Below are 13,456 nucleotides of genomic sequence, written 5' to 3' on the forward strand. Positions count from 1 at the left end.
GGGCACGAGGGTGCCTGTGGTTGAGAGAGCACCACATGAACGAACAGACGGGCCTTTTGCTAGATGCAAATGTGACCGCCGATTTGCATCGGGGGGCAACGCCTTCGCTCGAGAAACGTCGGCTGCGCGCATATGCCGCGATGGTCGTTGCCGACTTGATCCTTATTCAAGCCTGCTTTGGTATCGCCTCGCTGATCTATGAAAGCCAATGGTGGGAGCCGCGCGCAATGCTGGCAGCGCATATACTGTTGCCGCTCTATTTCACCATTGCGCTCTACAACAATACCTACAGCACACATTCGCTTTCTAATTGGCCCTATGGCGCGCGCAAAGCGGTGTTTGCGTTGGTGATATCTGCGGCATTGGTCAACTTCATCGCGTTCTACACGAAGTCCAACGCTGAATTCTCCCGCGCCTCTGTGACAATCGGTTTTGGCCTCACTGTCCTTGCTCTCATCGGGCTGCGCCGGGGCATCCCCATTTTCATCGATCGCTTCTGGGAGGGACGGACACGCAATGAACTCGTCATCACCGACGGCGGTCCCGCGTTTGCCCTGCCAGGCGCGACAACAATCTCCGCTAAGGACCTCGGCCTCGACCCTTCCAGCGGCGACCCCTTCATATTTGACCGGGTGGGAAAACTGCTTCGCAATCAAGACAGGGTAGTTGTCACCTGCCCGGACGAGAAACGTCATGACTGGTCTATCCTGCTGAAATCTTCGGGGGTGTTTGGCGAAGTGGTGAGTGCAACCGCCCATTCGCTCGGCGCGACAGGGTTGCATCACTATGGCAGTACCAATCAGACAACTCTGGTTGTGTCCAACGGCCCACTCGGTATGCGCGCTCGATTGACCAAGCGACTGTTCGACACAGTCATTGCTGCCTTGGCGCTTCTTCTGCTGTCGCCATTACTTGTTTTGGTAGCAGCCGTGATCAAACTTGAAGATGGTGGCCCTGTGTTTTTCGTCCAGCGCCGTATGGAAAAAGGCAATCGGCTTTTCGACATTATCAAGTTTCGCTCGATGCGCCTTGTCGATCAAGATGACAGCGGCCTCCAATCAACCGGGAGGCAGGATGCGCGCATCACCCGGATCGGCGCTTTCATCCGAAAAAAACAGCATTGATGAATTGCCGCAATTGCTCAACGTGCTGAAAGGCGACATGTCTCTCGTTGGTCCGCGCCCTCATGCTTTGGGCAGCACTGCAAGCGATCAGCTATACTGGAAAGCGGATCGGCAATATCTTCTGCGCCACAGCTTGAAACCAGGCCTCACCGGTCTTGCCCAAATACGAGGGTTTCGCGGAACGACAGAACATACCAAAGATCTGACCGATCGGTTGGGTGCAGATCTTGAATACATTTCAACATGGTCATTGGCGCGCGACGTGGAGATTTTGGTGCGCACGTTGGGCGTTCTTAGGCATCACAACGCATATTGATTGAGGGGTTATTCCTCAGGAACGCTGAATGTACCCGTCACCCGGCCGTTCGATCCTTCGGAGCCCAACGCATCGCTGCCGCCACTGGCGCGGCCATCCACGCTGGAAACACCTGTGTCGAGATTGATCGTCAACCGCCCGCCATTAAGCGTATCGGTGCCGCGTGCGAGCTTCACATTGCCGGCCATGGTGATGATGCGGCTGTTAAGATCATAGACGGCAGTATCGCCGCTAGCGCGTTCATTCCCGCGAACAAACGAAACGCCGCCGCTTGCCGTGATGCGCTGGATCGCGAGCGAATCTGTATCGGTGTAATTGACCAGCATGCGCTGCGAACGCACGGTGAGCCCGGCCTGTGTCACAACCACTCCGCCTGAAAAGACGACACGATTGGCGCGATCATCCCAGGCAGCGCTGCCCGCGTTATAGGTGACCGGGGCGCGTGTGTTGTGCGCAGCAAAGCTTTGCGCGTTTCCGGGCAGCGTTCCCATGATGCCGGCTGTCGCGATAAAGCCACCTGCAGCCCACACGAGCGCAATGCGCGCGAGCGACCTATGGCTATGTTTCCGGCTTCCAGCGTTCATCATAGGAGTGTCTGTCATTTGGGAACTCTCAACTCGCCCGGCACCATGGTCATGCGAACATCACCCGTCAATGTGAGCGTTCGCTCGTCCAGATCCGCGCGCAATCGGTTGCTTCTGAAGGTCCCAGCAGGGATTTCCCCTTCGACACCGTCGTCGCCTGTCATGACGCGCTCTTCGAGGTTCACTGCAACACCTCTTGCGACCATCGTGTACCCATCTGCGGCGCTAAAGCGGACGGGGCCATCAACCGTGACGGTCTCTTCATCAATTTCATAAACGCCGCCATCTGCGCGCAGTCGAGCAGGGCCATCGGGCATCAGCAATTGCGCCATCACATCTTCCATGCGCACCAAGCCCTCGGCGCTTGATCGCTGCACCGCTTCGCCTGCCCTGATCGAGAACGGACGCCCCTGATCATCGCGCCCGCGATACATGGCGTTATCGACGCTGAGGCGTTCATTGATGATGGCGACAGAATTGCGATCTAGCAGGAAACTAATCTCACCGCGCGGCGACAGGGGCGTTACCACCATTAGCGCTGCCATGATCCCTACACCTACCGGCAGCACGCGCGCGAGAATACCAATCAGCCGATCATGCGAACCCCCGGGCGATGCGAAAACCTGACGCTTTGAGCGCAGATTGGCAGCTTCCTCAGTTTCGATGCGGCGTTTGATGACCATGGCCGGGCCTTATGCGAATGTCCCGTTGCTGTGGTGAAAAATATCGCGATCTTCCCAGCCAGCAATATCGAGCAGGGCGCGTGTTGGAAGGAAATCAAAGCATCCTTGCGCTAGGTGCATGCGCCCTTCGCGTTCAAGCCTGACGGTCAATTCATCGCGCAGAGCATGGAGGAAACGCACATCGGATGCAGCGTATTCGCGTTGCGCCTCGTTCAATTCAGGCCCGCCCCAGTCAGAGCTTTGCTGCTGTTTCGAGATTTCCGCATTGAGCAGTTCGCCCGCGAGGTTTTTGAGGCCGTGGCGATCAGTATAGGTGCGCACCAGCTTGCTCGCGATCTTGGTGCAAAATACGGGCGCTGCCATCACGCCCAGATAATACTGGATCGCGGCAAGATCGAAGCGGGCATAATGATAGAGCTTCACCCGGCTTTCATCGGCCAGGATCTTGGTAAGGTTGGGCGCCTCGTATTCGCTGCCGGGCGAAAAGCGCACGAGATGTTCATCGCCTGATCCATCGCTGATCTGGACCACGCACAGCCTGTCGCGCGGGGTCACAAGGCCCATCGTCTCGGTATCTACGGCAAGCGCGCTGGAGCCTTCAAGCACGCCAGCGGGCAGATCTTCTTCGTGAAAATGTACTGTCATAGGCGCCGCTCCTACGATGATTGGGGATGGAGGGGAAGGCCTGAGTGGCGCAGGTGGCTGCGAGTTGTGTAGCGTTTGGAATGTCATGACAGCAGAAGCGATCCCTGCAAGCTGGCAAGCAGCGCTTGAACCCGTACTGAAGACGCCCGAAGCGCGCCGCCTTGGTGGCTGGTTGAAGGCAGAAGAAGCAGCAGGGCGCGTGGTCTATCCTCCGCGGGGCGAGCGGTTGACCGCGCTTCAGGCGACGCCATTGGAAGGGGTGAAAGTCGTGATCCTGGGGCAGGATCCTTATCACGGTGCGGGGCAGGCGCATGGGCTCGCCTTCTCCGTAATGGATGGCGTTCGCCCGCCGCCTTCGCTGATGAATGTCTTCAAAGAATTGGAGAGCGACTGCGGCATCGCGCGCCCACAAACGGGCAATCTCACACCGTGGGCCGAGCAGGGGGTGCTGTTATTGAACAACACGCTGACGGTGCAGGAGGCCCAGGCCGGCAGCCATGCAGGGCGCGGGTGGGATGCGATTACCGATGCCGCTGTCGAAGCGGTAGCGGAGCGCGATGCGCCGTGCGTCTTCATCCTGTGGGGCAGCCACGCGCAGAAGAAAGCGGGGCGCGTGCCGGGCCTTGGCCGCAGGGCCGATCACCTATTGATCAAATCCCCCCATCCAAGCCCGCTTTCAGCCCATCGCGGTTTCTTTGGGTCCAAGCCGTTCAGTCAGGCGAACGCGTTTTTGGAAGCGAACGGGATGGAGCCGGTGGATTGGTCGCTCTAGCTAGCTTGCGAAGACGTGTTCTGACCACGCCAAAGCTCTTGATCCGACAAGGTGAACAGCACTAGAATCGGGGATGGATTGCCTGTCGATTGGGGCGACTAGGCTAAAGGGGGGACTTACTGAATGAAAAAACTCGGACTGCTTGTGGTTGCGGCATCTCTTTTATTGCAGGGGTGTGGTTGGAAATCCAAGACGCGATTGATCCCTCTTTATGAGAGAGAAACGCCGGGGATTCTGGGCACGTATGATGTCGCAAGCGAGACAGTATCGTTTTCCAGATTCACGAGAGACGGATTGCAGAATGTGACATTCTCAGGCCCTGACGGATCGCGCAGAACAGCACTCACCGCTTATGATCTCGTGCAGGTCACAGGCGAGATACAAGACGGCGTTGATGAGCGAGAATTCACCTATCTGATTGAGAGTGAACAGAAAATAGAGGGCGGCGTCAATTTTAACTATGATCTTATCGCGATCCGCAAGCAATTCGACGACAGCAACCGCTTTACCGGCGATTACAGCTTTAAGCGGTATTCTCTGAAGTGTTCAGACGCGACCGCGAGGTTGAACACCAACACCGAGGGTGATCAGTGTGAATTTACGCGGTACACAGATCTTATGGCCGCGACAGATGATGTCTTGCGCTGGATGAGCGATCCTAGGATCGCAATTGAATATAGCAGCGGTTACAAAAAATCTGACTAGTCGTTCGGTTTGTTCTCTGACTACTGCTCTGGCGAAGGGTTCTCATCGCGCGCCGGTAGTTTGCGCATTTCCAGCGGCCATTCTGCGCCGACCAGCTTGATCTTGTCGTCTTCGAGATAGCCTGTGACCCCGGTGAAATCGACAAGGCCCAGATCGTTGCGGTGAAAAGCGAAGATCGCCGTGCGACCCGGCGTCCATCCTAGATCAGCCAATTTGAAAGGCTGCGAGGTGATTTCGTAAATCGTCTCTTCGAGCACTACGCTTTCGGGCGTGTCGCAGGATTGGCGCGGGTCATTTTCGGCGGGGAGCGGATCATCATATCGAGGATCGATCCTGGCTGGATAGCCATCATAGTCGACCTGGCCGTAAAACGTCTTGGTGTTCTTGCAGATCACGCGGGCGTGGGAATACTGAAACTCCTTGCCGCTTTTGGCCCAGACCACGCGAAAGTATGGCGGATCCTCTAGCTGTTCGTCCGTTTCCGCGATGCCTTGAAAGGTAAATTCGGGAGCAACCGGTTTTGGCGTGCTGGTAAGGTAGATAAAGTCGCCTTTCTGCTCCCAGGTGCCTCTAGCGCGCATATCGAGGGCGCCGACCGAAAGGCCCCAACCCCACGTCCCGTCGGCAAGGATCTCCATCCCCATCGCGGTTTCGAATGAGCTTCCGTTGTATCGCCCGACGAATTCAGAATCCTCTTTTGGCTGCGGCTCATCATTGGCGATGAGTGCGGCCGCCATGACAAGGAGAGCGAGGCGCTTCATCCTCAGAATGTTGTTGTCAGCCGCGCGCCCAGTGTGACGCCCGTATCGCGAAACGCGATTGCGCTGTCGACGACCTGGACATTCGCCGTCATTTTCCAGCCTTTGGCAAAGCCTACGGTGTAAAACGCTTCGACGCCTTGTTCGTCTTCAACCGGGAGGCGGAAAGCGATGTCATCGACGAGCTCATCGGTGAGCGAATAGAAGAATGCAGCGAGGCCAAAGCGATCCTGCGGACGGTTTGCGGGATTTCCAGCGATCCCGACAAAGGCGGAATAATCAAGGAAGGTTGGATCGCCCATCGATGCCTGGAAGCGCGCAAATACCCCAAGCCCTTTGCCCCGCGCGCGCGGGTTGAGCTTCAGATACTGAAACCCTGACAATTGCAGTGCGAGTTCGCCCTCCTCATCGCCAAAGGTGCCGATTGGAGGAGGGGGCGGGGTGAGCGCGCGCGGCAGAATATCGAAGGCAGGTCCCGAACGGGTCGAACCCACCACGGCGAAATTGAATAGCCCCGGCTTCTGGCCAAAATTTGTGCGGAAAGCGGCTGACCCAAGGAATGCTACACCGCTTTCGAACGCGGTCTCAAAACCGGTGCGATTGTACTGGGAATCCGGATCGAACACCCACAGCCGGTAAATGACCTTCTTGGTCGGGATTTGCAGCTGCGCACCCGTCAACGTGTTGGGAACGACGGCCGTGGGAGGCAGCGCAATGCCGAGGTTTTGAAACCCGAAATGCCCGTTGCTGCCAACGATCGGCAATGCGCCGGAGATATCGAGGACGTTGATCTTGCCCACTTCTAGGCTCGCGCCCGATTGCCATGTCTTGGTGACCGATAGCGAAAGGTCGTAGTCTTCCTGTCCTTCGGGTCGGAACAGCGCGGTGTTGGCCGGGATCAGGCCAATTTCACCGTTCGAGCTTTTGCCCCAGGTGAATTCGGGACGAATGTTGATCTTCCAGCTGTCATCAGCGCCCCACCGGCTTCCGGGAAGTGTGATGTAGGCATCCGCTCGGCCCGCATAGCGCGGCGTGCCGGGCGCGCTGCCAGCGACAGGGACATCGCCGAATTGGGAGACGACCAGCTTGACAAGATCAGGTTCCGGCCGGGCTGGCGGAGGAGGAGGTGGCGGAGGCGGCGGCTGCACGGCCACTTGCGAGGCTGAAAGCGAAACCGTCTCAAGCTTGGCGTTATCCTCGACAGGCGCGTCGTTGAGCTCAGCGGTCGTTTCCAGCTCTGTAGCCTGCTCGTCAGCTGAAGCTGATACAGGAAACTCAGACGCGGCAAGGGGCGCTGTACCCAGCGCGCCAATGCTGGCCATAGCGAAGACGCCTGCGCGCAGGTGCCGCTTAGTTGTTCTTTTCAGCATGAGTGACCCTTAATCCCATCCCGTTAACAGCCTCTTTGCGAGCTGCTTTTTCTGTCCCATGAGAATGGAGCCGCAGCCTGTGTGAAGTCAAACAGAGGCATGAGCGCCCGGCGATATTGGCCGACACCTGTGCCTCTGCAGCATCATGGCTTAGACCAAGCCTCGACCCACAACAGTATGAGCCCGGCAAAGACCGGTGGATATTAGGAGAGTGTTAAGGCTGTGGGCACGCAGGCCTAGGGATCAACGCGGCAGTTCGGTTTTTCCCATCAGCATTTCATCGACACTGGCTGCGCATTGGCGGCCTTCGCGAATGGCCCACACGACAAGGCTTTGACCCCGGCGCATATCTCCGCACGCATAGACACCCGGTTCGCTCGTCGCATAGCTCACCTCGTCAGCTTCGACAGAGCCGCGAGGGCCGAGTTCGACGCCTGATTGTTCAATGAGGCCAGCCTTTTTCGGACCGACAAAGCCCATAGCGAGCAGGATCAAATCGGCTTTCAGCGTAAATTCGCTGCCGACGATCTCGCGCATCTGGCCATCAACCCATTCAACGCGCGCGCATTCGAGGCCAGTGACGGTTTCGCCATCGCCCACCACGCGCTTTGTCAGAACCGCCCAATCGCGGTCCACGCCCTCTTCATGGCTTGAGGATGTGCGCAATTTAACCGGCCAATCGGGCCATGTAAGCGCCTTGTCTTCCTTGCTCGGCGGCTTGGGCATGATCTCAAGCTGGGTGACAGATGCCGCACCCTGCCTGTTGGATGTGCCGACACAGTCAGAACCAGTGTCCCCGCCGCCGATCACGACGACGTGCTTGCCGGTCGCTTTCAAAGTGCCGCGCGGCGCGGCACGGGTTTCATCATCGCCCGCATTGCGCTTGTTCTGCTGGGTCAGGAATTCCATCGCGAGCCGCACGCCTGGCATTTCCGCGCCGGGGATGGAAAGCGCACGCGCATCTTCTGCGCCGCCCGAAAGCACGACAGCGTCATAGTTTTCCTGAAGGCTTTTGAACGAGACATCGACGCCGACTTCTTTCGACGTTTTGAACTCAACCCCTTCGGCTTCCATCTGGATACAGCGGCGGCTGATGAGGTGCTTTTCCATCTTGAAGTCGGGAATGCCGTAACGAAGGAGACCGCCCACGCGATCCGACTTTTCGAACACGGTGACCGAATGTCCGGCACGCGCCAATTGCTGTGCGCAAGCGAGCCCTGCGGGGCCGGATCCGACGACCGCTACGGATTTGCCGGTCTTTTTCTCCGGCACTTGGGGCGTGACCCAGCCTTCTTTCCATCCGCGATCAATGATTGCGCATTCGATCGATTTGATCGTCACAGGCTGATCGATGATGTTGAGCGTACAGGATGCTTCGCAAGGCGCAGGGCAGATACGGCCGGTGAATTCGGGAAAGTTATTGGTTGAATGCAGAACGTCCAGCGCGTTCTTCCAGTCGCCTTCATAGACCAGATGGTTCCAGTCCGGGATCATGTTGTTCACCGGACAACCATTGTGACAATACGGAATGCCGCAATCCATGCAGCGCGAGGCCTGCGAAGCGAGCGTTTCATCGCTCGGCTGCACCACGAATTCGCGGTAATTGCTCAGTCGCTCTTTCGGATCAAGATAGTCGCGTTCGCGCCGATCCAGTTCGAGAAATCCGGTGTCCTTGCCCATGGTCTTGGTCTTTCGCGTCCCTAAACTTTATTCCGCTGCCACGCTTTCGGCTTCCTTGCGTTCGGCTTCGATCGCTTCGAGCGCGCGCTGATAATCGCGCGGCATTACTTTGACGAACTTGCCAAGCGTCGTTTCCCAATCGCTAAGCAATTCGCCGGCCACTGCGCTGCCCGTGTGCAATTGGTGGCGCTCCACCAAGATACGCAAGCGCTCAGCATCATGACGCAGCATATCGCCCATGCCGAAATCGTGGACCGAGCGGCCGCGTTGTTGCGGGCGGCCTGTCCCTTCATCGAGGTCAGCTTCGGCTGAGATCGCGACAAGATCCACCTGTGCGTGATTGACGCGTGTGGTGAATGAGCCGTCGGGATCGTAAACATAAGCCACGCCCCCGCTCATGCCTGCTGCAAAGTTGCGGCCCGTTTGCCCGAGCACCACGACAACGCCGCCGGTCATATATTCGCAAGCGTGATCGCCTGCGCCTTCGACAACGGCGATCGCGCCTGAATTGCGCACGGCAAAGCGCTCACCCGCAACGCCGCCAAAGTAGGCTTCGCCTGCAATCGCGCCATAAAGCACGGTGTTGCCGACGATGATGTTCTCATCGGCTTTGCGCGGCGCGTCTTCCGGTTGGCGCACGATGATACGGCCACCCGACATGCCTTTGCCGACATAGTCATTGGCATCGCCAACGAGATCAAGCGTCACTCCGTGTGCCAGCCAGGCGCCAAAGCTTTGCCCGGCAACGCCCGTCAGATTGATGCGGATCGTTTCGGGCGGGAGCCCGGCATGCCCGTGCGCCTTGGCGATTTCACCTGATAGCATCGCGCCAACAGTGCGGTTCACATTGCGGATTTCATAGTCAAGCTGAACCGGCGTCTTCGCCTCAATTGCATCGCGGCAATCGGTGATGAGCGCGTTGTCCATCGCTGCAGCAAGGCCGTGATCCTGGCCTTCCGTATTCATCAGCGAAGCCTCGAAAGGCAGCTCTGGCATGTGAAGCACACGTTCAAGATTGATGCCGCGCGCTTTCCAATGGCGGTGCACGCGCGTCATGTCGAGCCGGTCCACGCGCCCGATCATTTCATCCATCGTGCGAAAGCCCATCTCTGCCATGATCTGGCGAAGCTCTTCGGCAACGAAGAAGAAGTAGTTGATCACATGCTCAGGCTGGCCGGTGAAGCGTGCGCGCAGAACAGGGTCTTGCGTCGCCACACCAACGGGGCAAGTGTTCAAGTGACACTTGCGCATCATAATGCAGCCCGCTGCGATCAACGGAGCAGTGGCAAAGCCAAATTCGTCTGCTCCCAGTAATGCGCCAATCGCAACATCGCGGCCTGTGCGAAGCCCGCCATCGACCTGCACGGCAATACGGCTGCGCAAATCGTTGAGGAGCAATGTCTGCTGTGTTTCGGCAAGGCCGATTTCCCAAGGCGATCCTGCATGGGTGAGCGAGGTGAGCGGCGATGCGCCTGTGCCGCCGTCATAGCCGGAAATCGTGACATGATCCGCACGCGCTTTTGAAACGCCTGCGGCCACTGTGCCCACGCCCACTTCGGAGACGAGCTTTACTGAAATGCGGCTTTCAGGCTGCACGTTCTTAAGGTCATGGATCAGCTGCGCGAGATCCTCGATTGAGTAGATATCGTGGTGCGGCGGCGGCGAGATCAATCCTACGCCCGGCGTCGAGTGACGCACTGCGCCGATCCGCTTGTCGACCTTGTGCCCTGGCAGCTGACCGCCTTCGCCCGGCTTTGCGCCTTGCGCCATCTTGATCTGGATGTCGTCGGAATTGACGAGGTATTCGGTTGTCACACCGAAACGGCCGGAAGCAACCTGCTTGATCCGGCTGCGCATGGAATCGCCGTTTTCAAGCGGTGTGAAACGGAACGGTTCTTCGCCCCCTTCGCCGGTGTTCGAACGACCGCCAATGCGGTTCATCGCCAACGCCATGGTCGAGTGCGCTTCGTGGCTGATGGAGCCCAAACTCATCGCGCCGGTGCTGAAGCGTTTGACGATTTCGCTTGCCGGTTCGACTTCCTCGATTGGGATTGCGATGTCGGATTTCTTGAACTCGAGAAGTCCGCGAATGGTGAGTAGCCGCTCGGACTGCTCATTCACTGACTTGGCAAACTCTTCGTAATTCTTGGCATCGTTTCCGCGGACTGCATGCTGCAATTGAGCGACATTCTGCGGCGTCCACGCATGCTCTTCGCCGCGCAGGCGGTATTGGTAGATGCCGCCTACATCGAGCATGTTTTCATAGATCGGATTGTCGCCATAGGCCTGCGCATGGCGGGCGAGAGTTTCGCGGGCGACTTCATCGAGGCCAATGCCTTCGATGGTGGTTGCGGTACCGGTGAAATACTTCTCGATAAAGGCGGATGAGAGGCCCACCGCGTCGAAGATCTGCGCGCCGCAATAGGACTGGTAGGTCGAAATGCCCATCTTGGACATGACCTTGCGAATGCCTTTGCCAATCGCCTTGATGTAGTTCTGTTCGACTTCTTGCTGCGAAAGATCGGAGTGCTTTTTCGCTCGAATATTCTCAAGCGTTTCAAAAGCGAGATAGGGGTTAATCGCTTCCGCGCCGTATCCGGCCAGTACGCAGAAATGGTGCACTTCGCGCGGTTCGCCGCTTTCAACCACAAGCCCTGTTTGCATCCGCAGGCCTTGCCGCACGAGGTGGTGATGCACCGCCGCTGTCGCCAGCAAAGCGGGCATGGGCACGCGGCCTTCAGATTGCGAACGGTCCGACAGGACGAGGATGTTGTGATCCTGCAGCACTGCCTCGGTTGCGGCCCAGCACATCTCTTTCAGCGCTAGCTCAATGCCTTCAGCGCCGCTTTCCGCATCCCACGTGATATCAATGGTCGCACAGCGGAACGCGCCATCTAGCGTCGTTTCCACCGAGCGGATTTTCGCCAGATCATCATTGGTGAGGATCGGTTGTTCGACCTCCAGTCGCTTATGCGTTCCCGCTTCCCGTCCCAGCAGATTGGGGCGCGGGCCGATCATGGAGAGAAGGCTCATGACAAGCTCTTCGCGGATCGGATCGATCGGCGGGTTGGTAACTTGCGCAAAGTTTTGTTTGAAATAGTCGTAGAGAAGGCGCGATTTGCTCGAGAGCACAGCAAGCGGCGTGTCAGTACCCATCGATCCGATCGGATCATCGGCTTTCACCGCCATCGGTTCCAAGAACCGCGAAACGTCTTCCTGCGTGTATCCGAACGCTTGCTGTGCCTGAAGCAAGGTTGGCGTTTCGGCGTTCTCTTCCTGCGGCAATTCCTCGAATTCGGGGTCGACAATCTCCAGCTCATCGAGCTTGAACTGGGCTTCTTCCAGCCACTTTGCATAAGGCTCTGCAGCGGCAAGGTCGGCCTTTAATTCGCCGTCTTCAATGATGCGGCCCTCTTCAAGGTCGATCAGCAGCATCTTGCCCGGCTGAAGGCGCCATTTGCGGATGATGTCTTCTTCAGCGAATGGCAGAACGCCACTTTCCGAAGCGAGGCAGACGATATCATCCTTTGTGACGCAGAAACGTGCCGGCCGAAGGCCGTTGCGATCTAATGTCGCGCCGATCTGACGGCCGTCGGTAAAGCACACCGCCGCAGGGCCATCCCATGGCTCCATCAAGGCAGCGTGATATTCGTAAAAAGCCTTTCGATCCGGATCCATCAGCGTGTTGCCGCCCCAAGCTTCGGGCATCAGCATCATCATGGCGTGAGCCAATGAGTATCCGCCCGCGAGCAGCAATTCCAAAGCGTTATCAAGGCAGGCGGTATCCGATTGACCATGCGGGATAAGCGGCCACATTTTATCAAGGTCAGCGCCCAAAAGCGGCGATTCCATCGTGCGGCGGCGCGCATTCATCCAGTTCACGTTGCCGCGAACCGTGTTGATCTCGCCATTATGCGCGATCAGCCGGAAAGGATGCGCCAGCCTCCAGCTGGGGAAGGTGTTGGTTGAAAATCGCTGGTGCACGAGGCCAAGCGCCGAAACGCATTCCGGGTTGCGCAGATCATCGTAGAAGGAGCCGACCTGATCGCACAGCAACAACCCCTTGTAGACGATCGTCCGGCTCGAAAAGCTCGGCATATATAGTTCGGTCAGACCGGGCAGATCATGCTTTTCTGCGAGCTTTTGCAGCGGGTTTTGCACCTGCTTGCGGATCACCAGAAGCTTGCGTTCAAACGCGTCCTGATCGGGTGTGTTTTCGCCGCGAGCGACCACAGCCTGCTGGATGACAGGCATCGAATCGATCACCGCTTTGCCGAGACCATCCAGAGTGGTCGGTACATCGCGCCAGCCAATGAAGCGTTGGCCTTCTTTGGCGGTGAACGCTTCGATCCGTTCTGCCACCATGCTGCGCGCGGCTTCATCCTGCGGCATGAAGCACATCGCGACTGCGTAATCGCCCGGCTGCGGAAGATCGAGATCGTGCTCGCTCGCCCATGTGCGCATCAAGGGATCAGGAATCTGCATGAGCAGGCCCGCACCATCGCCCAAAAGCGGATCTGCGCCCACCGCGCCGCGGTGGTCTATCGAATTCAGAATTTCGAGCGCCTGTTTGACGATTTCATGGCTTTTCTCGCCCTTGATATGGGCGACCATGCCTACACCGCAGGCGTCATGTTCGTGGGCTGGGTCGTAGAGACCCTGGGAATTGGGCAATCCCATAATGCGTTTCCATCCTGTCAGATGCCCCCAGAATGTGCCGTTCCCATACTTGAGAAGGCCAGACCCTTGGAGGCAGGCATTTGCGGGGAGAGACGTGTGGCGTGTTGCCCGTTCTCCATGCCTTCGCAACCCTCATGCC

At 57.9% G+C, this 13,456-nt stretch carries 11 protein-coding genes; 4 read left to right on the forward strand and 7 right to left on the reverse strand.

Features of this window, described 5'->3' with window-relative positions:
• The first annotated feature begins 35 nt into the window (after window positions 1–35).
• Together AUC45_RS16095 and AUC45_RS16100 are read left to right on the forward strand one after the other, a co-directional pair.
• The gene (locus AUC45_RS16095; RefSeq protein WP_255356301.1) at window positions 36–1,124 is read left to right on the forward strand and encodes a sugar transferase; all 1,089 of its coding nucleotides are present in this window, start codon (window positions 36–38) and stop codon (window positions 1,122–1,124) included.
• A complete protein-coding gene (locus AUC45_RS16100) occupies window positions 1,075–1,440 on the forward strand; it encodes a sugar transferase (protein WP_255356303.1) in 366 nt (121 codons plus the stop codon). The genes AUC45_RS16095 and AUC45_RS16100 overlap by 50 nt, the downstream gene beginning before the upstream one ends.
• A gap of 8 nt (window positions 1,441–1,448) precedes the next feature.
• Here AUC45_RS16100 and AUC45_RS09925 read toward each other — a convergent pair whose 3' ends face one another.
• The 3 genes from AUC45_RS09925 to AUC45_RS09935 are packed head-to-tail and all read right to left on the reverse strand — an operon-like array spanning window position 1,449 to window position 3,352.
• Complete coding sequence (locus AUC45_RS09925) at window positions 1,449–2,042, reverse strand: LptA/OstA family protein (RefSeq protein ID WP_233998670.1); 594 nt, start codon at window positions 2,040–2,042, stop codon at window positions 1,449–1,451.
• Window positions 2,039–2,707 carry an LPS export ABC transporter periplasmic protein LptC gene (lptC, locus tag AUC45_RS09930; RefSeq protein ID WP_067601761.1) on the reverse strand — a complete coding sequence of 223 codons (669 nt, stop codon included), beginning with the start codon at window positions 2,705–2,707 and terminating at the stop codon, window positions 2,039–2,041. The genes AUC45_RS09925 and lptC overlap by 4 nt, the downstream gene beginning before the upstream one ends.
• Window positions 2,708–2,716: 9 nt before the next feature.
• Entirely contained in the window at window positions 2,717–3,352 is a 636-nt protein-coding gene (locus AUC45_RS09935; protein WP_067601764.1) for a ribonuclease D, read from the reverse strand.
• A gap of 85 nt (window positions 3,353–3,437) precedes the next feature.
• On the opposite strand from AUC45_RS09935, the gene ung reads away from it, so the two are divergent.
• Window positions 3,438–4,124 carry a uracil-DNA glycosylase gene (gene ung / locus AUC45_RS09940; protein ID WP_067601767.1) on the forward strand — a complete coding sequence of 229 codons (687 nt, stop codon included), beginning with the start codon at window positions 3,438–3,440 and terminating at the stop codon, window positions 4,122–4,124.
• Between the two features lie 123 nt (window positions 4,125–4,247).
• Window positions 4,248–4,829 (forward strand): hypothetical protein, encoded by a 582-nt coding sequence (locus AUC45_RS09945; RefSeq protein WP_067601770.1) that lies wholly within the window; start codon window positions 4,248–4,250, stop codon window positions 4,827–4,829.
• Between the two features lie 20 nt (window positions 4,830–4,849).
• Here the strand turns inward: AUC45_RS09945 and AUC45_RS09950 are convergent, their stop codons facing one another.
• The 4 genes from AUC45_RS09950 to gltB form a co-directional block, all read right to left on the reverse strand.
• Entirely contained in the window at window positions 4,850–5,590 is a 741-nt protein-coding gene (locus tag AUC45_RS09950; RefSeq protein ID WP_067601773.1) for a hypothetical protein, read from the reverse strand.
• A gap of 2 nt (window positions 5,591–5,592) precedes the next feature.
• Window positions 5,593–6,957 (reverse strand): carbohydrate porin, encoded by a 1,365-nt coding sequence (locus tag AUC45_RS09955; RefSeq protein ID WP_156423812.1) that lies wholly within the window; start codon window positions 6,955–6,957, stop codon window positions 5,593–5,595.
• A gap of 243 nt (window positions 6,958–7,200) precedes the next feature.
• Window positions 7,201–8,637 carry a glutamate synthase subunit beta gene (locus AUC45_RS09960; RefSeq protein WP_067601780.1) on the reverse strand — a complete coding sequence of 479 codons (1,437 nt, stop codon included), beginning with the start codon at window positions 8,635–8,637 and terminating at the stop codon, window positions 7,201–7,203.
• 27 nt (window positions 8,638–8,664) lie between these two features.
• Complete coding sequence (gltB, locus tag AUC45_RS09965; protein ID WP_067601783.1) at window positions 8,665–13,317, reverse strand: glutamate synthase large subunit; 4,653 nt, start codon at window positions 13,315–13,317, stop codon at window positions 8,665–8,667.
• Window positions 13,318–13,456 lie beyond the last annotated feature (139 nt).

It is taken from the genome of Erythrobacter sp. YT30 (genome assembly GCF_001542875.1).
Classification (GTDB): domain Bacteria; phylum Pseudomonadota; class Alphaproteobacteria; order Sphingomonadales; family Sphingomonadaceae; genus Erythrobacter.